General features: G+C 70.3%; 20 protein-coding genes. 5 read left to right on the forward strand and 15 right to left on the reverse strand.

What is annotated here, in order from left to right; translation table 11 throughout:
• Positions 1-23: 23 nt before the first annotated feature.
• From ACFY9S_RS03320 to ACFY9S_RS03355, 8 genes are all read right to left on the reverse strand, one after another.
• Positions 24-1970: an aminotransferase class I/II-fold pyridoxal phosphate-dependent enzyme gene (locus ACFY9S_RS03320; protein WP_391122171.1), complete on the reverse strand. Its 1947-nt coding sequence runs from the start codon at positions 1968-1970 to the stop codon at positions 24-26.
• 171 nt (positions 1971-2141) lie between these two features.
• On the reverse strand, positions 2142-3290 hold the full coding sequence (locus ACFY9S_RS03325) for an aldose epimerase family protein (protein ID WP_102912695.1): 1149 nt from the start codon (positions 3288-3290) through the stop codon (positions 2142-2144).
• Between the two features lie 74 nt (positions 3291-3364).
• Complete coding sequence (gene mmsB / locus ACFY9S_RS03330; protein ID WP_102912696.1) at positions 3365-4609, reverse strand: multiple monosaccharide ABC transporter permease; 1245 nt, start codon at positions 4607-4609, stop codon at positions 3365-3367.
• Positions 4606-6156: a multiple monosaccharide ABC transporter ATP-binding protein gene (mmsA, locus tag ACFY9S_RS03335; RefSeq protein WP_391122175.1), complete on the reverse strand. Its 1551-nt coding sequence runs from the start codon at positions 6154-6156 to the stop codon at positions 4606-4608. Before mmsA ends, mmsB begins: the two co-directional genes overlap by 4 nt.
• 46 nt (positions 6157-6202) lie before the next feature.
• Complete coding sequence (chvE, locus tag ACFY9S_RS03340) at positions 6203-7315, reverse strand: multiple monosaccharide ABC transporter substrate-binding protein (RefSeq protein WP_391122178.1); 1113 nt, start codon at positions 7313-7315, stop codon at positions 6203-6205.
• A gap of 141 nt (positions 7316-7456) precedes the next feature.
• Positions 7457-8425: a hypothetical protein gene (locus ACFY9S_RS03345; protein ID WP_391122181.1), complete on the reverse strand. Its 969-nt coding sequence runs from the start codon at positions 8423-8425 to the stop codon at positions 7457-7459.
• 143 nt (positions 8426-8568) lie between these two features.
• Positions 8569-9573 (reverse strand): alcohol dehydrogenase catalytic domain-containing protein, encoded by a 1005-nt coding sequence (locus ACFY9S_RS03350; RefSeq protein WP_391122184.1) that lies wholly within the window; start codon positions 9571-9573, stop codon positions 8569-8571.
• Entirely contained in the window at positions 9570-10733 is a 1164-nt protein-coding gene (locus tag ACFY9S_RS03355; protein WP_391122187.1) for an enolase C-terminal domain-like protein, read from the reverse strand. Before ACFY9S_RS03355 ends, ACFY9S_RS03350 begins: the two co-directional genes overlap by 4 nt.
• A 251-nt stretch (positions 10734-10984) precedes the next feature.
• Here ACFY9S_RS03355 and ACFY9S_RS03360 point away from each other — a divergent pair, with 251 nt between their 5' ends.
• Positions 10985-11968, forward strand: a complete 984-nt coding sequence (locus tag ACFY9S_RS03360) for a hypothetical protein (protein ID WP_391122190.1) — start codon at positions 10985-10987, stop codon at positions 11966-11968.
• Positions 11969-12048: 80 nt separating this feature from the next.
• On the opposite strand, the gene ACFY9S_RS03365 is transcribed toward ACFY9S_RS03360, so the two are convergent.
• On the reverse strand, positions 12049-12498 hold the full coding sequence (locus tag ACFY9S_RS03365; RefSeq protein ID WP_102913367.1) for a MarR family winged helix-turn-helix transcriptional regulator: 450 nt from the start codon (positions 12496-12498) through the stop codon (positions 12049-12051).
• A gap of 102 nt (positions 12499-12600) precedes the next feature.
• Between ACFY9S_RS03365 and ACFY9S_RS03370 the strand changes: the two genes are divergently transcribed.
• Both ACFY9S_RS03370 and ACFY9S_RS03375 read left to right on the forward strand, forming a co-directional pair.
• Positions 12601-13623: an NADP-dependent oxidoreductase gene (locus tag ACFY9S_RS03370; RefSeq protein ID WP_102913366.1), complete on the forward strand. Its 1023-nt coding sequence runs from the start codon at positions 12601-12603 to the stop codon at positions 13621-13623.
• Between the two features lie 111 nt (positions 13624-13734).
• Entirely contained in the window at positions 13735-14154 is a 420-nt protein-coding gene (locus tag ACFY9S_RS03375) for an Ohr family peroxiredoxin (protein WP_391122195.1), read from the forward strand.
• A 78-nt stretch (positions 14155-14232) separates the two neighbouring features.
• Here the strand turns inward: ACFY9S_RS03375 and ACFY9S_RS03380 are convergent, their stop codons facing one another.
• Entirely contained in the window at positions 14233-15378 is a 1146-nt protein-coding gene (locus tag ACFY9S_RS03380) for a serine hydrolase (RefSeq protein WP_391122197.1), read from the reverse strand.
• Positions 15379-15602: 224 nt separating this feature from the next.
• Between ACFY9S_RS03380 and ACFY9S_RS03385 the strand changes: the two genes are divergently transcribed.
• Complete coding sequence (locus ACFY9S_RS03385; protein WP_391122200.1) at positions 15603-16430, forward strand: EI24 domain-containing protein; 828 nt, start codon at positions 15603-15605, stop codon at positions 16428-16430.
• On the opposite strand, the gene ACFY9S_RS03390 is transcribed toward ACFY9S_RS03385, so the two are convergent.
• From ACFY9S_RS03390 to ACFY9S_RS03400, 3 genes are all read right to left on the reverse strand, one after another.
• Positions 16381-17613: a pyroglutamyl peptidase gene (locus ACFY9S_RS03390; protein WP_391122203.1), complete on the reverse strand. Its 1233-nt coding sequence runs from the start codon at positions 17611-17613 to the stop codon at positions 16381-16383. The genes ACFY9S_RS03385 and ACFY9S_RS03390 overlap by 50 nt on opposite strands.
• 311 nt (positions 17614-17924) lie before the next feature.
• Complete coding sequence (locus ACFY9S_RS03395; protein ID WP_391122206.1) at positions 17925-18899, reverse strand: galactose-1-epimerase; 975 nt, start codon at positions 18897-18899, stop codon at positions 17925-17927.
• A gap of 27 nt (positions 18900-18926) precedes the next feature.
• Entirely contained in the window at positions 18927-19814 is an 888-nt protein-coding gene (locus tag ACFY9S_RS03400) for an SGNH/GDSL hydrolase family protein (RefSeq protein ID WP_391122209.1), read from the reverse strand.
• Between the two features lie 258 nt (positions 19815-20072).
• On the opposite strand from ACFY9S_RS03400, the gene ACFY9S_RS03405 reads away from it, so the two are divergent.
• Positions 20073-20567 (forward strand): DUF3145 domain-containing protein, encoded by a 495-nt coding sequence (locus tag ACFY9S_RS03405; protein ID WP_102908941.1) that lies wholly within the window; start codon positions 20073-20075, stop codon positions 20565-20567.
• A 153-nt stretch (positions 20568-20720) separates the two neighbouring features.
• On the opposite strand, the gene fabF is transcribed toward ACFY9S_RS03405, so the two are convergent.
• Complete coding sequence (gene fabF, locus ACFY9S_RS03410) at positions 20721-21992, reverse strand: beta-ketoacyl-ACP synthase II (RefSeq protein ID WP_391122212.1); 1272 nt, start codon at positions 21990-21992, stop codon at positions 20721-20723.
• 86 nt (positions 21993-22078) lie between these two features.
• The gene (locus ACFY9S_RS03415; protein ID WP_003989952.1) at positions 22079-22327 is read right to left on the reverse strand and encodes an acyl carrier protein; all 249 of its coding nucleotides are present in this window, start codon (positions 22325-22327) and stop codon (positions 22079-22081) included.
• Between the last annotated feature and the right edge of the window lie 32 nt (positions 22328-22359).

The following is a 22359-nucleotide window of genomic DNA, read 5'->3' on the forward strand; positions in this document are numbered from 1 at the left end:
ACAACCCACCCGCACCCGCCGAACTACCCGACCTGCCCCATCCCCGCCGCGTTGGGCCAGCTCTGCGCGGCGGGCCACCCCGTGGCCGGCGCCGGAGTCAGGCCGTTCGTGCCCCGCACCTGCGCGGCCGTGAGGCCCCCGCGGGCCGGGACACCGGGCGGCGTGGGCCCGGTGAACGGGGCGGGCACGGGCGTCGGCGCGGGCATGGGAGCCGGTGCAGGGACCGGCACCGGTGCCTGGGCCGCGGGCGCCAGGGGCGGGGCCGGGGCGGCCACCGGCTGGGGAGCGGGCTGCGGCACCGACTGCGGCATCTGGGGCTGCGGCATGTGCGGCTGCGCTACCTGGGGCTGCGGCATCTGGGGCTGCGGCATGTGCGGCTGCGGTATCTGGGGCTGGGGTATCTGCGGTTGGGGTATCTGCGGTTGCGGCATCTGGGCCGCAGCCGGCATCGGCATCCCACCGCCCGTGCCCGCCGGTACGGCGGACGCGGCGGCGGGGAGCGGCATGCCGATGCCGGCGGCAGGGGCGGGCGCCGGAGCAGGCGCCGGGACGGGAGCCGGTGCGGGCGCCGGGGCAGCGGCGAGTCCCTGCCCGCCCATACTCGCGGCCGCCGGGGCGAGCCGCACCCCACCCGTACTCGCCGCCGGGGCGAGCCGCACCCCACCCGTATTCGCGGCCGCCGGGGCGAGCCCCGGTCCCGGGGCGGCAGCCGGCGCCGAGGCCATGCCCACCGCCTGCGCCGCGAGCCCTCGCATGCCCGACCCGTTCGTCTCGCTCACCAGACGGTCCACGGCCGCCGTACCCGAGCTGTAGCTGTTCCCGTTGCCCGGCTCGGGTACGGCGGCTCCCCTCCTGGACGTCCCGTAGAGCACCTGTTCCAGGCCGGACACCAGGCGACGCACGTCCACCTGGGGGCGCACCACGAGACGCAGGAAGCGACTGGACGAGCCGATCTTGTTGCCGCACTCGCGGACCAGGATCCGGTGCTCGGTGAGCATGCGGTCCCGGACCACGGTGCCCTCGGCACCCACGGGGAGGCGCACGAAGAGGAAGTTGCCCTGCGACGGGTAGACCGTCAGCCCGGGCAGGGAGGAGAGCTGGCCGGACATGTCCATCCGGTCGCGGCGGACCTGGTGGAGGCTCTGCGCGTACTCGGCGCCGTGCTCCTTCAGCATGAACACCACGTGCTCGGCGAAGGAGTTGAGGTTCCACTTGGGGAGCATCGAGCGGATCCGGCCGGCGAGCGCCGGGTTGGCGACGAGGTAGCCGAAGCGGATGCCGTGCAGACCGAAGTTCTTGCCGAGGCTGCGCAGCACGACGACGTTGGGCCGCAGCATCGCCTCCTGCACGACGGACGGTTCGGCCTCGGCGTCCGCGAACTCCAGGAACGACTCGTCGATGACGATCAGGTCGAGGTCGGCCATGGCGTCCATGAACTGCACGACGGCGTGCTTGTGCAGGAAGCCGCCGTCGGGGTTGTTGGGATTGCAGATCACGGCGACGCGGGTGCCCCGGGCGCGGATGAACTCGGCGTACTGGGCGAGGTCCAGGGCGAAGCCGCTGGACTCCTGGAGCGGGAACATGTCGACCCGCTTGCCGGTCTCCATCGGCTGGTCGGTCCAGCGGCCGAAGGTGGGGACGGGGACGGCGAGGGACTCGCGCACCAGCAGGTGGTCGATCCACGTGATGAGCTCGGTGGAGCCGTTGCCCATGGCCACGCACTGCGGCGGCAGCTGGAGCAGGCTGCACAGCTCGGCCGTGATCGTGTCGGCGCTGGACGGGTAGTACGTGATGATGTCGCGCAGCCGGCCCGCCATGTCCTCGAACATGGCCGGGGTCGGGAAGTACGGGTTGCAGGGGATACAGAAGTCCACGGGGCCGGCTTCCTCGCCGCCCTCGCGTGTCAGAGCCGCCATCGACGGGCTGTGTGCCGCGGTACTGCGGAACAGCGACGTGACGTTGTCGGCCATGGAACCTCCGTATGAGGCGGGTCCGTTGGGGACGGCCGGACCCGACGTTTAAGGGCGGCCCGCGCGGGGGAGCGCGGGCCGCCCATTCATACGGAGACCACGGTGACACCGTTCAACCGTCGGGAAAACGGTCGGAACGTGTGTTCAGCCTGTGAAGACCTGTCAGTGGCCTCAGCAGCCGAACGTGTGGATCGTCGTCGTCCGGTAGGTCTCCCCCGGCCGCAGCACCGTCGACGGGAACTTCGGCTTGTTCGGCGAGTCCGGGAAGTGCTGCGTCTCCAGGCACAGGGCGTCGCCCTGCCGGTAGGTGCGGCCGGACGGGCCGGTCAGCGTGCCGTCGAGGAAGTTGCCGGAGTAGAACTGCAGGCCCGGCTCGTTCGTGGCGATCTTCATGGTGCGGCCGGAGGCCGGGTCGCGCAGGGTGGCGACCTGCTCGGGGCGGGCGGTGATGCCCTTGTCGAGGACCCAGTTGTGGTCGAAGCCCTTGGCGGTCACCAACTGCGGGTGGGAGACGCGGATGTCCCGGCCGATCGGCTTGGCCCTGCGGAAGTCGAAGGGCGTGCCCGCGACCTTGGCCAGCTCGCCGGTGGGGATCAGGCCCGCGTCGGTGGGCGTGTAGCGGGAGGCCGCGATCTGGAGCTCGTGGTCCTCGATCGTGCCGCTGCCCTCACCGGCGAGGTTGAAGTAGACGTGGCTGGTGAGGTTGACGACGGTGGCCTTGTCCGTGGTGGCCTCGTAGTCGACGCGCCAGTCGCCGTGCCGGGTGAGCGTGTACGTCACCTTCGTCTTGAGCGTGCCCGGGTAGCCCATCTCGCCGTCGACGCTCGTGTAGTACAGGTGCAGACCGACGTCGGAGCCCTTGGTGAACGGCTCGACGTCCCACACGCGCTTGTCGAAGCCCTGGGTGCCGCCGTGCAGGCTCTGCTCGCCGTCGTTCACGGACAGCTGGTAGTTCTTGCCGTCGAGGGTGAACTTGCCCTTGCCGATGCGGTTGCCGTACCGGCCGATCAGCGCGCCGAAGTACGGGGTCTTCGCGACGTAGTCCTCGAGGTTGTCGAAGCCCGCGGAGACGTTGGCGTACCGGCCGCGACGGTCGGGGATCTCCAGGGACTGGACGACACCGCCCCAGGAGAGGACCTTCAGGCGGGTGCCGCCGTTCTCCAGCGACCAGCTGTAGACCTTGGTGCCGTCGGCCAGCTTGCCGAAGAGCGTCTTCACCGGCTTCCTGCCTCCCGTGGCGTGCGCCGTGCCGCTGAGTGTGGTGGCGGCTAATCCCGCCGCCGCGGCTCCCGCGATGACCGTGCGTCTGTTCAGTTCCATGTGCGGCTCCACTTCATTGGGAAACTGCGTGGGAAGGAACCGGGGCCCGCCTCCCGGCCGGGGCCCGGTCCGACTTACGAACCGACCTTGCGCTTGTTCCACACGTCGAACCCGACCGCCGCCAGCAGCACCATGCCCTTGATGACCTGCTGCCAGTCGGTGCCGATGCCGACGAGGTTCATACCGTTGTTCAGCACGCCCAGGACCAGGCCACCGATGATCGCGCCGAGGACGGTGCCGACACCGCCGCTCATCGACGCACCGCCGATGAACGAGGCGGCGATCGCCTCCAGCTCGAAGTTGAGGCCGGCCTTGGGAGAGGCCGCGTTGAAGCGGGCGGCGAAGACCAGACCCGCCAGGGCCGCGAGCATGCCCATGTTCAGGAAGACCAGGAAGGTGACCTTCTTGTCCTTCACACCCGACAGCTTGGCCGCCGGAAGGTTGCCGCCGATGGCGTAGATGTGGCGGCCGATGATCGCGTTGCGCATGACGTAGCCGAAGCCGACGAGCAGCACGCCCAGGATGAGCAGCACGATCGGGGCGCCCTTGTAGCTGGCCAGCAGCATGGTGAGCGTCAGCACCGCGGCGCCGATCGCGACCAGCTTCAGCAGGAACAGCTTCGTGGGCGGGACGTCCAGGTCGAACTCCTGCTGCCGCCTGCGGTCACGCACCTCCTGGAAGATCACGAAGGCGATCATCGCGAAGCCCAACAGCAGGGTGAGGTTGTGGTAGTTCGTGTTCGGGCCGACCTCCGGCAGGAAGCCGTTGGCGGCCTTCTGGAGGCCCTCCGGGAACGGGCCGAGGGTCTGGCCCTCCAGGAAGATCTCCGTCAGGCCGCGGAAGATCAGCATGCCCGCCAGGGTCACGATGAACGACGGTATCCCGCCGTACGCGATGAAGAACCCTTGTACGGCACCCGCGACCGCACCCACGGCCAGGCACAGCACCACGGCGAGTGGCCACGGCAGATCCTGTTTGACCATGAACACGGCGGCCATGGACCCGACGAACGCCGTCAGTGAGCCCACCGACAGGTCGATGTGGCCGGCGATGATGACCAGCATCATGCCGATCGCGAGGATCAGGATGTAGCTGTTCTGCAGCACCAGGTTGGAGACGTTGCGCGGCAGCAGCAGGTCACCGTCGGTCCATACGGCGAACAGGACCACGATCAGGCCCAGCGCGATCAGCATGCCGTACTGCCGCATGTTGCGGCGCATGCCGTCCATCACCAGCTGCAACAGGCCGTCGGCCGCGGCCCCTCCGCTCTTGCCCGGCGGCGCGGGGGCCGGGCTCTTGGCGGTCACGTCCGTGCTCATCGGGATACCTCTTTGTCCTTCGTCATCTGACGCATCAGCGCTTGCTGGGAGGCCTCGGCCCGCGAGAACTCACCCGTCAGCCGCCCCGCGGCCATCGTGTAGATGCGGTCGCACATGCCGAGCAGCTCGGGCAGCTCGGAGGAGATGAAGACGACCGCCTTGCCCTGGGCCGCCAGCTGGTCGATGACCGTGTAGATCTCGTACTTGGCGCCGACGTCGATGCCGCGCGTCGGCTCGTCCAGGATCAGCACGTCCGGACCCGAGAAGATCCACTTGCTGAGGACGACCTTCTGCTGGTTGCCGCCGGACAGCTTGCCCACCGGCTCGAACACCGTCGGCGCCTTGATGTTCATGGACTTGCGGAAGCCCTCGGCGACCTGCCGCTCCTCGTGCTCGTCGACCACACCGCGCTTGGCGACCTTGCCCAGGGCGCTCAGCGAGATGTTCCGGTTGATGGTGTCGATGAGGTTGAGGCCGTAGTGCTTGCGGTCCTCGGTGACGTACGCGATGCCGTGCTTGACCGCCTCGGGGACGGACTTCGTACGGATCTCCTTGCCGTCCTTGAGGACGGTGCCGCCCGCGTAGCGGCCGTAGGTCCGCCCGAAGACGCTCATCGCGAGTTCGGTGCGGCCGGCGCCCATGAGGCCCGCGATGCCGACGATCTCCCCGCGGCGCACGTGGAGCGACACGTCGTCGCACACCTTGCGCTGCTGGTCGATCGGGTGGTGCACGGTCCAGCCCCGGATCTCCAGGGCCGGGGCCGCGCCCTCCTCGGGCTCGTGCGGCGACCGCTCCGGGAAGCGGTTCTCCAGGTCGCGGCCGACCATGCCGCTGATGATCCGGTCCTCGGTGGTCTCCTCGGCCTTCACATCGAGGGTCTCGATCGTCTGCCCGTCGCGCAGGATCGTCACCGAGTCGGCGACCTTGCGGATCTCGTTGAGCTTGTGGGAGATGATGATCGAGGTGATGCCCTGCTTCTTCAACTCCAGGATGAGGTCCAGGAGTTTGCCGCTGTCCTCGTCGTTCAGCGCGGCGGTCGGCTCATCCAGGATGAGCAGCTTCACCTTCTTCGACAGGGCCTTGGCGATCTCCACGAGCTGCTGCTTGCCCACGCCGATGTCGGCGACGCGGGTGTCGGGGTGGTCGGCGAGACCGACCCGGCGCAGCAGCTCGGTGGCGTGCCGCAGGGTCTCGGTCCAGCTGATGATCCCCCGGGTGGCGTGCTCGTTGCCGAGGAAGATGTTCTCGGCGAGGGAGAGGTAGGGCACCAGGGCCAGTTCCTGATGGATGATCACGATGCCGCGCTCTTCGCTGGCCCGGATGTCCTTGAACTGGCAGACCTCTCCCTCGAAGAGGATGTCGCCCTCGTACGTGCCGTGCGGGTGGACGCCGGAGAGGACCTTCATCAAGGTCGACTTGCCGGCGCCGTTCTCCCCGCAGATGGCGTGGACCTCGCCCTGGCGGACGGTCAGTGTGACGTCCGACAGCGCCTTGACGCCGGGAAAGGTCTTGACGATCGAGCGCATTTCCAGGACGGGTCCCGCCATGGTCGTGCCTTCCAATCAGTGGTGAATCGTCGGTCGGTGGCGGGGACTACTTGACGTCGCTCTCCTTGAGGTAGCCGGAGTCGATGAGCTCCTTCTGGTAGTTGCCCTTGTCGACGGCGACCGGCTCCAGCAGGTAGGCCGGGACGACCTTCGCGCCGTTGTCGTAGGTCTTGGTGTCGTTGACCTCGGGCTTCTTGTCCTTCAGCAGCGCGTCGACCATGTTCGAGGACACCTTGGCGAGCTGACGGAGGTCCTTGAAGACGGACATCGACTGCTGGCCGGCGATGATCGACTTCACCGAGGCGACCTCGGCGTCCTGGCCCGTGACGATCGGCAGCGGCTTGCTCTTGGAGCCGTAGTCGTCCGACTTCAGCGCCGACAGGATGCCGATGGAGATGCCGTCGTAGGGGGAGAGGACCGCGTCGACGCGCTCGCTCTTGTAGGCCGAGGTCAGGATGTCGTCCATGCGCTTCTGGGCGGTGCCGCCGTCCCAGCGCAGGGTGGTGACCTGGTTGAGCTTGGTCTGGCCGGAGCGGACGACGAGCTGCTTCTTGTCGATGTAGGGCTGCAGGACCTTCATCGCGCCGCCGAAGAAGTAGCGGGTGTTGTTGTCGTCGTTGGAGCCGGCGAACAGCTCGATGTTGAAGGGGCCCTTCTTGGAGCCGTCCGCCAGGCCGAGCTTCTCGGCGATGTACGTGCCCTGGAGCTCGCCGACCTTCTCGTTGTCGAACGACGCGTAGTAGTCGACGTTCTGCGAGCCGAGGATCAGGCGGTCGTAGGAGATGACCGGGATGTTCGCGTCCTTGGCCTGCTGGAGCACGTTGTTCATCGACTTGTTGTCGATCGCGGCGATGATCAGCGCCTTGACGCCCTGCGTGATCAGGTTCTCGACCTGCGAGACCTGCTGGTCCGGGTCGTCCTCGCCGTAGACCAGCTTGGTCTTGTAGCCCTTGGACTCCAGCTCCGTCACGACGTTCTTGCCGTCGGCGATCCAGCGCTCGGAGGACTTGGTCGGCATCGCGATGCCGATGGTGGCGCCCTTGGCGCTGTCCCCGCTCTCCTCGCTGCCGCCCTCGCTGCTCTGCCCGCAGGCGGACAGGGTGAGGGCGAGGGACGCGGCTCCGGCTATGGCGGTGAGAGCGGCTCTGCGGTTACGCATGATCATCATCCTTGATCTGTGGCAGGGCTCGGTCTGAGAGGCGCGAAGTCGCTCCGGTTGGTCGTGCCGGAAAGACCGAGAAGAGATGTGTCGGATTGTGGTTGGCTGTGTCTTCTTTTGTGAAGCCGAGTAGCCGGAACGTTATGACGAGATTTCGAACCGTTGCAGATCGCCCGGCAGCCGCGACCCGAGCGGCGCCATGTCGCCGTCCGCTCCGTGGCGGGCCAGCAGGTCCAGGGCGAGCCGGCCGCGCCGCACGCGCTCCTTGGCGGTGGCCAGGGTCAGCTCCCGCATGTGGTGCCCGTAGGGGTAGATCCCGGGTGTCTTGGACAGGCCGAACTTCAGGTAGAGCGGTGCGCCGCGCCGGATGAGCTCGGCGACCTCGTACATCCGGACGTAGCCGCCGAGGTCGTCGGGGGCCTCGATGTACATGTCCATCGGAGCGCCCGACACCCGCCGGATCTCCGTGAGGTGATCGAGCGTCAGGTCGCTCGGCACATTGACCGAGTCGGCGCCGAGGCGCTCGTAGACCGCGTACGCGGCCGGGTTGACCGGCCCGATGAGCGCGGAGACCTTGAGCGTCGTGTCGGCCGGGATGATCCCGGCGGCCCGTGCCCGGTGCAGCGTCCACAGCACGCCCTCGTCGGCGACGAGCAGGCACTTGACGCCCAACTCCGTAGCCCTGACGGCGTCTTCGACACAGCCGGCGACGGCGTCGTGGCCCCTGGCGCGCAGACCGGCCCCCCGCGAGTCGGTGCGCGTGGACCCGCCGATGTCCCAGGTGCCGCGCGGGCCGGTGAACAGGCAGAGCTCGATGTCGCGCTCGCCGGTCGACTCGACCATCTCGGTGATCTCGGCGTCGGTCAGCATCCACACGCCGCTGCCCTGGCTGATCCGGTGGATCGGCACGTCCAGCCGTGACGCCTCCTTCAGCACCACCGCCAGCGCCTCGGGGCCCTCGCAGGAGGGGATCTCGGTGCGCCAGCGTCCGCCGCCGGGGAAGGAGTGCGGCGAGGTGTCGGCGGGGTCGGGGGCGGGCGCGCTCAGGCCCAGGGCGGTGAGCGCCTGCTCGCCGGGCCTGCGGGCGGCCGTGATGGGAGCGTCGGTCACAGGAATGTCCTTCGGTTCGATATTTCGGACGAGGTTCGCGGCTCTGGGTACGGCGAGACTCGCGGTGCGGCGGGGCTGGATGCGGCGGGGCTGGGTGTACGCCGGTACGGGAGCCGTCAGGTTGCCCCCGTACCGGCGTACGTCTAGGGGCGGAGCAGGACCTTGCCCACCTTGGGATCACCGGCCCCGACCAGCTCGATGGCCTGCGAGAACTCGGTGAGGGGCAGCTCGTGCGTCACCAGCGGCAGCGGGTCGAGCAGCCCGGCGGCGAACACCCGGACCGTGTGCGCCCAGGCGTCCGGAGGCGCACCGAAGACGCTGTGCACCTCCAGCTGCTTCACCACGAGGTCGGTCGGGTCGAGGCCCTCGGCGCCCGGCGCCGGGATGCCGGTCAGGACCAGCCGGCCACCCCGCCGGAGCAGCCCGGCCGAGATCCGGGCGGCGTCCGCGGACCCGGCCGTCTCGATCACCACGTCGAAGTCGTCCGGGAGTTGCTGGTCCTTCGTCCGGAAGTCCGTCGCGCCGTACTGCCGCGACAGCGCCTCGCGGTCCCGGCGGGTGCCGACGACCAGCAGCTCGGACGGCGAGTTCGCCTTCAGGAACTGCACGGCGAACATGCCGAGGGTGCCGGTGCCGACCACGGCGACGCGCTCGCCGGGCTGGGCGTTGCCCTTCAGCGCGGCGGCCGCGATACAGGCGGCGGGCTCCAGGAGGGCCGCGGCGGTGAGGTCGCAGCCGTCCGGAAGGGCGTGCAGGAGACGGGCCGGGAGGGTCAGCGTGGCCGCCATCGCGCCCGGCTGGGTGAACCCGGTCTCCTCGTAGCCGGCCGTGCACAGGGTCGTGTCGCCCGCGTGGCAGCGGTCGCAGACCTGACAGTTTCGAAAACCCTCACCGACGACCTTGCGGCCCACGAGGGAGCCCGGCACACCGGCACCCACGGCCTCCACCGTCCCGGACCACTCGTGGCCCGGGGTCAGCGGATAGCGCACGTAGCCCTCGGGGCGGTTGCCCTGGTAGACCTCGCGGTCGCTGCCGCAGATCCCGGAGGCGTGCACCCGGACCAGGGCCTCGCCGGCCTCGGGCCGCCGGGGCTCGTGCGGGACGAGACGGTGCTCGCCCGGGGCGTCGATGACGACCGCGGTGCTCACTGCGCGCCCTTCGGCTTGCGCTGCTCCCAGCCTTCCGCCCAGAGGTCGAAACGGGCCTGCTGCTGGGGGAACTCGGCGGCGGCGTCGACGTCCAGCTCCACACCGAGGCCCGGGGCGTCGGAGAGGTGGAAGCAGCCGTCCTCCGGGTTCACCTGCGGGGCGCCCTTGACCACCTTCTTGATCTCCGCGTCGGCGAAGTCGTTGAAGTGCTCCAGGATCTTGAAGTTCGGGGAGGTGAAGCCGACCTGGAGGGACGCGGCGGTCAGGACCGGGCCGCCCACGTTGTGGGGAGCCACCAGCATGTAGTGGGTCTCGGCGGTCGCGGCGAGCTTCCTGGTCTCCCAGATTCCACCGATATGGCCGACGTCCGGCTGGATGATGTCGACGGCCTGGCTCTCGAACAGCTCCCGGAACTCGATCCGGTCGTGGATGCGCTCACCGGTGGCCACCGGCATGTCCACCTTGGCGGCGACCTTCTCCAGCGCCTTGAGGTTCTCCGGCGGGACCGGCTCCTCCAGCCACGCCGGCTTGAACGGCGCAAGCTCCTTGGCCAGGCGCACGGCCGTGGCGGGGGAGAAACGGCCGTGCATCTCCAGCATCAGCTCGGACTCGGGTCCGATGGCGTCCCGGACCGCCTCGATCAGGGAGACGGCGTACAGGGTCTCCTTGTGGTCCAGCTCGAAGTGGCCGGTGCCGAACGGGTCGATCTTGAGCGCCCGGTAACCGCGCTCCATCACGCCCTGGGCGGCCTTGTGGTAGGCCTCCGGGGTCCGCTCGGTGGTGTACCAGCCGTTGGCGTACGCCTTGACCTTGTCGGTGACCTTGCCGCCCAGCAGCTGCCAGACGGGGACGCCCAGGGCCTTGCCCTTGATGTCCCAGCACGCCATCTCGATCACGGCGATGCCCGACATCACGATCTCGCCGGCACGGCCGTAGTCGCCGTACTTCATCCGCTTGACGAGGTCCTCGACAGCGAACGGGTCGGAGCCGAGAATGTGATTGGCCTCGGCCTCCCTCAGATAACCGAGAAGGGCGTCGGTGTGTCCCAGCATCCGGGTCTCGCCGACTCCGGTGATCCCCTCGTCGGTGTGCACCTGGACGTACGTCAGGTTGCGCCACGGCGTCCCGACCACGTGTGTGCTGATTCCGGTGATGCGCACGGCGGTTGTCCCTCACAGGTTCGTCGGCTCGTTTCCGTCAGCGTCCGAAGGTGTGCCGTGAGCTGTGTTCGAGATTTCGGCACACGTTCGAAATGCTGGCGTGACAGTAAGGATCCGGCGGCAGGAGTGTCAATGGGTCGCGCGCATAACGGTTTCGACAGTTTCGAAACCACCGGTGAGGCGGGTCCCTACAGAACCTTCACAGCTGGATCTAGGAACGTGACGTGCGCGGAACTTAATCTTCCCGCGTCATGGACTTCTGCGACCCGTGCCGACGGCACCTCAACGGCGCCCTTGCCTGCCCGGGGTGCGGCACTTCGGCCGAAACGCTGCGCCGTTCGCGTGAGCCGGAGTACGGCCGCTACGGCGGCACCGCGTCCGGACCCGCAGCCGAGACCCCGACGGGGCCGGGCAGGCCGGACGCCTCCGCCGGTGGGTACGGCGACGCGTACGGTGATGGCCCGTACGAGGGCACGCGCAGCGACGACGACCCGTACGACGCCTCACGCGGCGACGCGTACGGCGATGGCCCGTACGACGGCACGCGCAGCGACGACGACCCGTACGACGCCTCACGCGGCGACCCCGACGGCGACGACCCCGACGACGCCACCCGCAGCGGCGACGACGGCGACGACGGCGACGGTGATGGCGAGCACCAGGGGCGCGCCGCCCGGCGGCGTGGCCGCGGGCGCGGCCCGGTCGCCGAAGGTCCGGGCGGGGCGAGCCGGCGGGACCGCAAGGCCGCGGCGCACCGTCGACGGCGGCGCCGGACCCTGTTGGTGGCGGCCGGGTTCGTGCTGGCGGCGGGCGGCCTGAGCCTCGCGGAGCTCGGCATGGACGCCCCCCGCTCGACGCCGGAGCCGGCCGCGGCCGGGGGGGAGTCGCCGGACGGGGACGCTCCGGTGGAGGCGGGGAAGCCGGGCGGCGGTCCGGGCGGAAAGGGTGCCGGGGCTGAAGGGTCGTCAGGCTCGCCCTCGCCGGAGGCATCTGACTCGCCGTCGCCTTCCGGATCCCGGGACGACGAGGAGTCGAATCCCCCCGAGGGCGACGAAGCGTCGAAGGACCCGGAGTCGGCGACGGAGGGTGGCGCCCCCAGCCGCCCGGCATCCGCTCCCACCGCGGCCCCGCCCGCCCCGGAACCGGCCCCGACGTCGGACCCGACCAGCCAGGCCCCGCGACCGGAGCCGTCCGCGCCCGAGCCCTGCAAGCGTTTCCTCTGGTGGTGCGCCTAGAGGGCCACTCGGCCGACCTCGCCGGCGTGACAGGAACCGAGCGGTCGCGGCGGGCGCCCACCAGGTGAGGCGACCCCGACTCAGCCCAGCATGCGCCGCAGCGTGTCCCGCAACGCCACCCGTTCGGCCTCGGAGAGCCCGGCGAGGGGCTCCCGGGCGAACCGCAGCGACTCCCGCAGGCTCCGGGCCACCCGCCGCCCCTCGGCCGTGGCCGCCGCCACCTTCACCCGGCGGTCGGTGGGGTCCGGCTGCCGCTCGACGAGCCCCCGTGCCTCCAGCCGGTCCACGATCCCCGTCACATTGGACGGCTCGCACTTCAGCTGCCGGGCCAGCTTGCGCATCGGCAGCGGTTCGAGGCACAGCAGGCTGAGCAGCCGCGCCTGGGCGCCGGTCAGGGCATGGTCCGCCGCCGCCGACTCGTAGTCCTCGTGGAACCGCACCACGACCTCCCCGATCAGCTCCACGACCTCAAGGGTCAGCGGATCCGGGCAGTCGGTCGTCTTCAGGGGCGTCGGTGTGGTGGAGGCCATGCCATCGAGGGTACCCGGTTATTTGACAACCTGAAATTTTCAGGAGCATGGTTGTTTCAGTTACTGAAACATCCGCATCGAGCCAGTGAGGTAAGGCGCATCATGACCGACACCCCCACCCTCCCCGCCGTAAGCCGTGAGTGGCACCTGGCGAGCCGCCCCGTCGGCTGGCCGAAGCCCGAGGACTTCGCCTTCGTCGAGGCGGAGGTCCCGCAGCCGGGTGAGGGACAGGTCCTCGTCCGGAACAAGTACCTCTCCGTGGACCCGTACATGCGCGGCCGGATGAGCGACGCGAAGTCCTACGTCGCCCCCTTCGAGCTCGGCAAGGTCATGCAGGGCGGTGCCGTCGGCGAGGTCGTGGCCTCGAACGCCGAGGGCCTGTCCGTCGGGGATCACGTGCTGCACTTCTTCGGGTGGCGGGAGTACGCGGTCGTCGGTGCGAAGAACGCCGTGAAGGTGGACGCGGAGGCCGCGCCGCTGTCGACGTACCTGGGTGTGCTGGGCATGACCGGCCTCACCGCCTACGCGGGCCTGCTGCGGACCGCCGCCTTCAAGGAGGGCGACACCGTCTTCGTGTCCGGTGCCGCGGGCGCCGTGGGCGGCCAGGTCGGGCAGATCGCCAAGCTGAAGGGCGCCGCGCGGGTCATCGGCTCCGCCGGGTCGGACGAGAAGGTGAAGCTCCTCACGGAGGAGTACGGCTTCGACGCCGCCTTCAACTACAAGGACGGGCCCGTCGGCAAGCAGCTGCGCGCAGCCGCCCCGGACGGGATCGACGTCTACTTCGACAACGTCGGCGGCGACCACCTGGAGGCGGCCATCGGCTCCCTCAACCAGGGCGGCCGGATCGCCGTCTGCGGCATGATCTCCGTCTACAACAACACCGAGCCCGCCCCGGGCCCGAAGAACCTCGCCCGTCTGATCGCGACCCGCGGCCGCATCGAGGGCTTCCTGGTCGGGGACCACTACGACCTGCAGCCGCAGTTCGTGCAGGAGGTCGCCCCCTGGGTCGCGTCCGGCGAGCTGAAGTACCGCGAGACCGTCGTCGAGGGCATCGAGAACAACCTGGAGGCGTTCCTGGGCGTTCTGCGCGGCGACAACACCGGGAAGATGATCGTCAAGCTCTGATGTTCGTCAAGCTCTGACGACTTCTGCCTACTTTCGGTATGCGGTAAGTTTTTTCCGAATCCGCTCGGCCCGGGCGCGAGCCGCGGCGGACCACCGAAGGAACACAACCGCATGCCGATCCAGCAGTCCGACGTCCTGTACACCGCCGTCGCCACCGCCGAGAACGGGCGCGACGGCCGGGTCGCCACCGACGACGGCAGGCTCGACGTCGTCGTCAACCCGCCGCAGGAGATGGGCGGCAGCGGCGCCGGCACCAACCCGGAGCAGCTGTTCGCCGCCGGCTACAGCGCCTGCTTCCAGGGAGCTCTCGGCGTCGTCGCCCGTGAAACGGGTGCCGACCTCACCGGTTCGACGGTCACCACCAAGGTCGGCCTCGGGAAGAACGGGGACGGGTTCGGGATCATCGTCGAGATATCCGCCGACATCCCCAAGGTGGACCGGGGGGCCGCCCGCTCCCTGATCGAGAAGGCCCACGGCGTCTGCCCCTACTCGAAGGCGACCCGCGGCAACATCACCGTGACGCTGGTCTGATCTCAGTCGTTGCGTACACGGAGGCCGCACCCCTGGACGTGGGGTGCGGCCTCCGCCCGTGTCCGGGCAAAGGACCCCTCAGAGGGCGAGCGCCGCCGTGTGGACCGCAAGAGCCAGGCGGCCGTTCTCCGGTGCCGCCCCGCCCGGGAAGGGGAACCGGCGGCGGGTGTAGCCGTAGGCGACGCCGCTCCACGGGTCCGCGAAGGCCTGGGAGCCGCCCGCGCCGCCGTGCCCGATCGTCCCGGCGCCGAGGAACGGGTACCACGTGTCAGCCGTCGTCTGGAAGCCGAGCCCGAACGACCTGTGGGCCCGGGCCACCAGGTCGTAGCCGACCGAGTGGAACTGGCCGAACTCCGCCACCGTGTCCGGCTTCAGCAGCGCCGGCTGCTCACCCACCTCACTGATCGCCGCCGCGTACATCCCCGCCAGGCCCCGTGCGGACGCCACCCCGCCCACCGACGCCGGGCCCTTGGCGCGGATCAGCGGCATGTTCGGAAGGGAGACGAGGTCGGTCGGCTCCGCCGCGTTGCCGTTGAACGCGATCGAGGCCAGCGAGTGCCGGCCGGTGGGCGTGGCGTCCAGGACGGCCTGCTGCTCCGGGGTCGGGGCCATCGGCTGGGTGCCGCGGAAGCGCGGTTCCTCGGGCGCGGGAAGGCCCAGGTGGAAGTCCAGGCCGTACGGCGTCCGGATCCGCTCCTGGTAGACCTCCTGGAGCGTGCGGCCCGTCGCACGGCGCACGACCTCGCCGGCCAGCGCGCCGACGACCAGCGCGTGATAGCCGAACGCCGTGCCGGGGCGCCAGAACGGCCGCTGGTCGGCGAGGCGTTCGGCGAGCTGGCGGTCGTCCGCCAGCTCCGCGAGCGTGAAGCCGGTGTCGGTACCGACCACGCCCGCCCGGTGCGCCAGCAGATCCCGCACCGTCAGGGCGCCCTTGCCCTCGGCCGCGAACTCCGGCCAGTAGTACGTCACCTTGCGGTCCAGTTCGAGCGTGCCGTCCTGGACGAGCAGAGCCACGACCAGGAAGGCGGCGCCCTTCGTGGACGAGAACACACCGTAGAGGGCGTCCGCGCCGGTCCCCGCCCACAGGTCGACGACCTTCCGGCCGTGGACGTAGGCGCACAGCTGCCCCTCGTAGTCGGCTCGCTCACCGGCCACGAACGCGGCGAACTCCTCGCGCACCGCCTCGAAGCCGTCCGCCACGGTGCCGTGGATCTCCTGCGTCATCCGCTCTCCTCAACTGAAGCGCTGTGTGCCACTGTGAACAATGCCCTCGCCACCTGCGGGAATTCCACCTCGTGGTGCGCACGCGTGCCTCCACCGGGGCTTCCTGAGATCGGTACGGCGAGGTGTACCGGTTCGACTCAACGGCAACGAGAGCGCCTTGGCGTCACCGAAGCCCCGTACGGCCCTGTCGGGGAGCGCCCGGCCTGTCCCGATAGGGTTTCTCCATGCGCGATCTAGGGGCAGGTTTCCGGTACCTCCTGAAGGGCCAGCGGTGGGTGGCCCGGCACGGCAGGAGCTACGGCTTCGGCCTGCTCCCGGGCCTGATCACCCTCGTCCTGTACGCGGCGGTGCTGGTCGCGCTGGCGCTGTGGGGCGAGGACGCCGTGACCTGGGCGACGCCCTTCGCCGACGACTGGTCGAGCCCGTGGGCCGGCCTCTTCCGCGGCTTCCTGACCGCCGTTCTGTTCGCCCTCTCCCTGCTCCTCGCCGTCGTGACCTTCACCGCGATGACCCTGCTGATCGGGCAGCCCTTCTACGAGAACCTCTCCGAGAAGGTCGACCGTGACGTGTCCCCGGACGGGCACGCCCCCGAGTCGGGGCTGCCGCTCTGGCACGAACTGTGGATCTCCGCCCGCGACAGCCTCCGCATCGTGCTGCGGGCCGCCCTGTGGGGTGTGCTGCTGTTCGGGTGCGGCTTCATCCCGGTGGTGGGGCAGACGGTCGTCCCGGTGATCGGGGTCGTCGTCACCGGGTTCTTCCTCACCGAGGAACTGACCGCCGTCGCCCTCCAGCGCCGCAGCGTCGAACTGCGCACCCGCCTCGCCCTGCTGCGCTCCCGCAAGACCCTCGTCTGGGGCTTCGGCACGCCGCTCGCCGTGGCCTTCCTGGTGCCGTTCGTCGCGGTGTTCCTGATGCCGGGCGCGGTCGCGGGCGCCACCCTCATGGCCCGTGACCTGCTGGACGAGGAGATCCGAGAGGGCGGCGAGGAGGGCGACCAGGCCGCTACGACCCTTCGGAAGCCACCCTCAGGATCGCCCTCACCTGGGCGATGATGTCCAGCCGGTTCCGCACGAACTCCGGATCGGTGACCTCGGTGGTGTTCCCGGCCCCGAACTGCAGCACCGGCGTGTGCACATGCCCGCCCGGCAGCCTGTCGCGCAGCCCGAGCCGGTCCCGGAGCAGCGTCGCCCGGTAGGCGATCTCGTTGGAGAGGTAGTCCCCGCCGCCGCCCTCGCGTGCGGTCGAGCCGGGGGTGGGACCGTCGGGGCGTACGACGGGCTCGGTGGCGCCGGCCGGGATCTCGGTGACCTCGGTGTTGTCGTAGACGGGGAAGCGGCCGGTGTCCGCGGCGACGATCGCCGTGTGCGGCAGGGTGGTCGTGGTCCACTGCGGCTGCGTGGCCGGGTCGGTCACCGGCACGGTCCCGGTGCGGCCGATGTTGTCGTTGTCCCCGAAGCCGCCCCGCCAGGCCCCGTTGGTCCGCTCGATGTCGAAGCGCCCGACCCGCCCCTGGCTCACCGTCGTGAAGAGGTCGACCTCCGGCAGGTGCGGCCGCAGGGCCCGCTCCACCGTGCCCTCGGTGAAGTCCTGCCAGCGCACCGGGAAGACGGCCGTCTCGATCCGGGCCGGGCCGTCCGCCGTCGCGATCACGGTGCCGTCGAGGGCCAGCGCGGTGGCGCCGGAGGGGTTGGAGATCCGGATGTCCTGGTCCAGCGTGAACGGGTCGAAACCGGTGAGCAGGATCCGCTTCAGGGCCTTTCCGTGTGGATACCGGATGGCGCTCTGGCCGCGCGAGGTGCGCTCCAGCTCGTCCAGCAGCGCGGCCCGCTGTCCGCCCGTCAGACCGAAGTCCGGCTCCCAGGTGCGCACTTCACGCGTCATACCGAGCCGCGCCCAGTACAGCGGCCGGTCGTCGTCCCGGCTGATGTCCCCGCCGGCCGGCCCGCGTCCCTGTGCCCGGTCGACGGCCCGCTGCCACAGCCGCGTGCCCTCGCGTGTGACCGCCCGGCGGGCCTCCCCGTAGGTGCGGGCCGCCTCCAGCTCCCGGGCCAGCCGCGGGGCCACGGTGTCGAATCCGGAGCGGCGCAGGATCTCCTGCGGGGCGGCTCTGCCGAGCCGCTGCTCCTCGACGGTGGGGGAGGGGGCCGCCGGGGCGGCGCTCGCGGCCGTCGGGGTGGTGAAACCGGTCAGCAGGGCGAGGCCGAGGACGCCGAGGCGAACGCGTATGGAGTTCAAGGGTGTTCGGGCCTTCCGTCGCGGTGGGGGGTCGGTGCCGGACGGACCGCAGTATCGCGTGACGGGTGTGGTCCACGCCATGGGCGGGGCTCAGGGGCCCTTGTCGCGCCGTGCTTTCGAGATCTGGGATAAAGCGACCGGCTCGTGGTCGTTTGTGAAGGGTTCGTACGAGATCCACTTCGGAGGCTCGATCGCGGGTCGCAGGATCACCGCCACGATTAACGTCTGAACCGGGACGGGTTTCCCCACCCAGCGGCCCCGGTCCGGGACCTGACCCCCGGACCGGGGCACCAGGTCCGTCACGGGCCCCCTCAGCGGGTGCCGAACGCGTACACCGTCTCCGAGCGGAACACCCCGCCCGGCCGCAGCACCGTCGTCGGGAACTCCGGCCGGTTCGGTGAGTCGGGGAAGTGCTGGGTCTCCAGCGCGATGCCGTCGCCGGGCGCGAAGGGCTCGGCCAGGTGGCCGGCGGTGTACAGCTGGAGGCCCGGCTCGGTGGTCGCCACCGTCAGCACCCGCCCGGACGCCGGGTCGTGCAGCTCGGCGACCTCCACGGGAGTGTCCGTCACACCCTTGTCGAGCACGAAGTTGTGGTCGTAGCCGGAGCCGGTCTTGCGGGCCTCGCGGAAGTCGAAGCGCGTTCCGGTGACCTCCCGCGGAGCACCGGGGGCGGGAATCAGGTCCGCGTCGACCGGCGTGTACCGGGAGGCGGCCAGCCGCAGCTCATGGCCGCCCGCGTCACCGGAACCGGCCAGGTTGAAGTAGCTGTGGTTGGTCAGGTTCACCACGGTCGGCGCGTCCGTCACCGCCTCGTAGGCGATCCGCAGCGCACCGCTCTCGTCGAGTGTGTACGTCGCCGAGACCTCCAGCCGCCCCGGGAAGCCCTCCTCGCCGTGCGGGCTGGCCCTCGTGAGCCGCACCCCGTGCTCGACGGGCTCCGCGTCCCACACGCGCTTGTCGAAGCCGCGAGCCCCACCGTGCAGCGAGTTCGGCCCGTTGTTCGGTTCCAGCGCGTACGTCCGCCCGTCCAGGGCGAACCGGCCACCGGCGATCCGGTTGGCGTACCGCCCGACCAGGGCGCCGAGGTACGGCTCCGGGTGGGCGAGGTACCCCTCGAAGTCCGGGAACCCGAGCACCACGTCCCCGGCCCGGCCCTCCCGGTCCGGCACCTCCACGGACTGCACGATCCCGCCGTACGACAGGACGCGCACCCGCACACCGGCCCGCTCCAGGGTCCAGCGGTGCACGGGGGTCCCGTCGGAAAGTGTTCCGAAGAGTTCGTTCATGTGCGGAACTCTAGGCCAGCGCCCGGGTCAGGGCCTCTTCGCGGTGACGGTGCGGTACGCGATCTCGGCCAGCCGGGCCTGTCCGTTCACGCTGGGGTGGAAGTAGTCCCAGCGGCTCAACTGGGCGGTGCCGAAGCGGTAGTCGTACACCGCGCCCCCGTCGTAGCGGCACCGCTTGTCCTCGGCGCAGACCTCCCTCAGGACCTTGTTGTAGTCCTCCACCCGCTTCTGCACCGTGTCCCGCCGCAGGGTGGCCGCCGAGTCCAGGGCGTCCGGGTCGCCCAGCATCGACGGGCAGATGCCCATCTTCCACACCTGCTTGCCCATCGGGCTGGTACGGCCCTGCGACCACAGTCGCTTCAGGTTCGGCACGCTCGCCACGAACACCTGCGCCTTGGGCAGCGCCTTGCGCAGGGAGCGCAGAGAGTCCTCGAAGTCGCTACGGAAGGCCGAGACCGGAGTCATCGCCGCGGGCGTCGACCGGCAGGCGTCGTTCGCCCCGACCATCACCGTCACCAACTGCGGTTTCCGCCCCACCGCCCGGGCCATCTGCCCGGGCAGATCGGCCATCCGGGCCCCGCTCACGGCGTAGTTCCAGCTCCGCTGCGCGGCCCCGGCCCTCCCCAGCAGCCGCACCGCGAGCGAGTCGACCTCGGGACTGCCACCCGTCGCCCAGGACGCCTCCGGACAGTCCGACAGCACCTCACAGGCGTCGAACGCGCGCGTGATGGAGTCACCGACGGCCGCGACGGAACCCGGGCTGCGGTCCCAGAGGGGCGTGGGCTTCGGAGACGGCTTCGCGGGCTCGGACGGGGCGGCGGAATCGCCCCCCACGGCATCACACCCGGCAACCCCCAGCACGGCCGCCGTGACGACGGCCAGAACGCCCCGTGTACGACGGCCCCGCTTCCGCATCCCTGGTCCATTCCCCTCGCCACGCCGTGCCTGTCTCCCCAACCCATAACAACGCACGAGGGTTCCCGACCCCTCAGGTGCAACGGCTCACACCCGTACAAGCGTCCCCCTGGGTGAATGGCAGGCGTTTCCCGGCACCTGGACCGACCGTACGTCACACCACGTGCGCCACCGCACGGTAGCCTCGCCATCAACGTGACCCGCCCGGTCACAGCCGTTCCGCCCTTGCACCATGTCCCGCTCTGCCCGGAGGTTCCGGTGACGACACGTGGAGTTCTGTACGTGCACTCCGCGCCGCGCGCGCTGTGCCCGCACGTCGAGTGGGCCATCGCCGGGGTGCTCGGCACACGCGTCAGCCTGGACTGGATCCGTCAGCCGGCCGCGCCGGGCACCTGGCGCTCGGAGTTCTCCTGGCAGGGCCAGGCGGGCACCGCGTCCAAGCTGGCCTCCGCGCTCCGCGGCTGGCACCTCCTGCGCTTCGAGGTCACCGCGGAACCCTGCGCCACAGCCGAGGGCGAGCGCTACAGCTGCACCCCCGACCTGGGCATCTACCACGCCGTCACCGGCATCCACGGCGACATCCTCATCCCCGAGGACCGGCTCAGAGCGGCCCTGAAGCGCTCGCAGCGCGGCGAGACCGACCTGGAGGCCGAGCTCAGCAAACTCCTCGGCAAGCCCTGGGACGACGAACTGGAGCCCTTCCGCTACGCGGGCGAAGGCGCCCCGGTCCGCTGGCTCCACCAGGTGGTCTGAGGCCTTCAGGGGCGCGGGGCTCTTTCGATATGCGGCTCCGCCGCGTGGGCGCGACCAGCCCCCCACGAACCCGCACCCGGCACCCAACGCGAAACAAAACGGTGAATGGCCCGAACCCCACTGGGGGTCCGGGCCATTGCGACGCTCAGAGAGTCAGACCGTCCGGAACGCCAGCACCACGTTGTGACCGCCGAACCCGAACGAGTCGTTCAGCGCGGCGATCCGGCCTTCGACCGGCAGCTTCCGGGCCTCACCACGGACGACATCGGCATTCGCCTCCGCCTCCGGGTCCAGGTTCTCGACGTTGATGGTTGGCGGAGCCACCCGGTGGTACAGCGCGAGCACGGTCGCCACCGTCTCGACACCACCGGCACCACCCAGCAGGTGCCCCGTCATCGACTTCGTCGCGGACACCGCGAAGTGGTCGGCGTCGTCGCCGAACACCTTCCGCAGCGCCTTCAGTTCGGCGATGTCCCCGGCCGGCGTGGACGTCGCGTGCGCGTTGACGTGCACGATCTCCGCCGGGTCCAGGTCGTTGCGGTCCAGCAGGTTCTGCAGGGCGTGCGAGATGCCCCGCCCCTCCGGCTCCGGCTGCACGATGTCGTGCGCGTCGGCGGAGATGCCCTGCCCGACCGCCTCGGCGTACACCCGGGCGCCGCGCTTCGCGGCGTGCTCGGCGGACTCCAGGACCACGACACCGGCGCCCTCACCGAGGACGAAACCGTCGCGGGCGGTGTCGTAGGGGCGTGAGGCGCCCTGCGGGTCGTCGTTGTTCTTGGACATCGCCATCATGTTGCCGAACGCGGCGATGGGCAGCGGGTGGATCGCCGCCTCCGTGCCACCCGCGACGACCACGTCGGCGCGGCCGGTGCGGATCATCTCGATGGCGTAGCCGATGGCCTCGGCGCCCGAGGCGCAGGCGGAGACCGGCGTGTGCACGCCCGCCCGGGCGCCCACGGCCAGTCCCACGTTGGCCGACGGGCTGTTGGGCATCAGCATGGGCACGGTGTGCGGGGAGACGCGGCGGACGCCCTTCTCCTTCAGCACGTCGTACTGGTCGAGCAGCGTCGTCACGCCGCCGATACCGGAGGCGATGACCGCGCCGAGCCGGTCGGGGTCGACGGCCGGGTCCTCGCCGGCCTTCGCCTCGAAACCGGCGTCGGCCCAGGCCTCCTTGGCCGCGACCAGCGCGAACTGGGCCGAGCGGTCCAGTCGGCGGGCCTGCGGCCGCGGGATGACCTCGGTCGGCTCCACGGCGACCGGGGCCGCGATCTTGACGGCCTGGTCGGCCGCCCACTCCTGCTCCAGGGCCTTGACGCCGGAACGTCCGGCGATCAGGCCCTCCCAGGTAGAGGCTGCGTCGCCACCCAGCGGTGTGGTTGCGCCGATACCGGTGACGACCACGGTGCGATTGGTCGAGCTCACGGGAATTCTTTCTCCAACGGATCCGAGGATTAAGCGGCGCCACCGCCGGGTGGCGGGGCAGTCAGCCCAGAGGCCTGATCGGTTGATCAGCCCTGGTGCTTGAGGATGTAGTCGGTCGCGTCACCGACGGTCTTGAGGTTCTTGACGTCCTCGTCGGGGATCTTGACGTCGAAACGCTCTTCGGCGGCGACGACGACCTCGACCATGGACAGCGAGTCGACGTCCAGGTCGTCGGTGAAGGACTTGTCCAGCTGGACGTCCTCAACCGGGATGCCGGCGATCTCGTTCACGATCTCGGCGAGACCGGCGACGATCTCTTCCTGAGTGGCGGCCATGTCGGCGCTCCTTCGTAGATATTCAGAGGGTG

It is taken from the genome of Streptomyces sp. NPDC012474, from assembly GCF_042955185.1.
Lineage (GTDB): Bacteria > Actinomycetota > Actinomycetes > Streptomycetales > Streptomycetaceae > Streptomyces > Streptomyces cahuitamycinicus.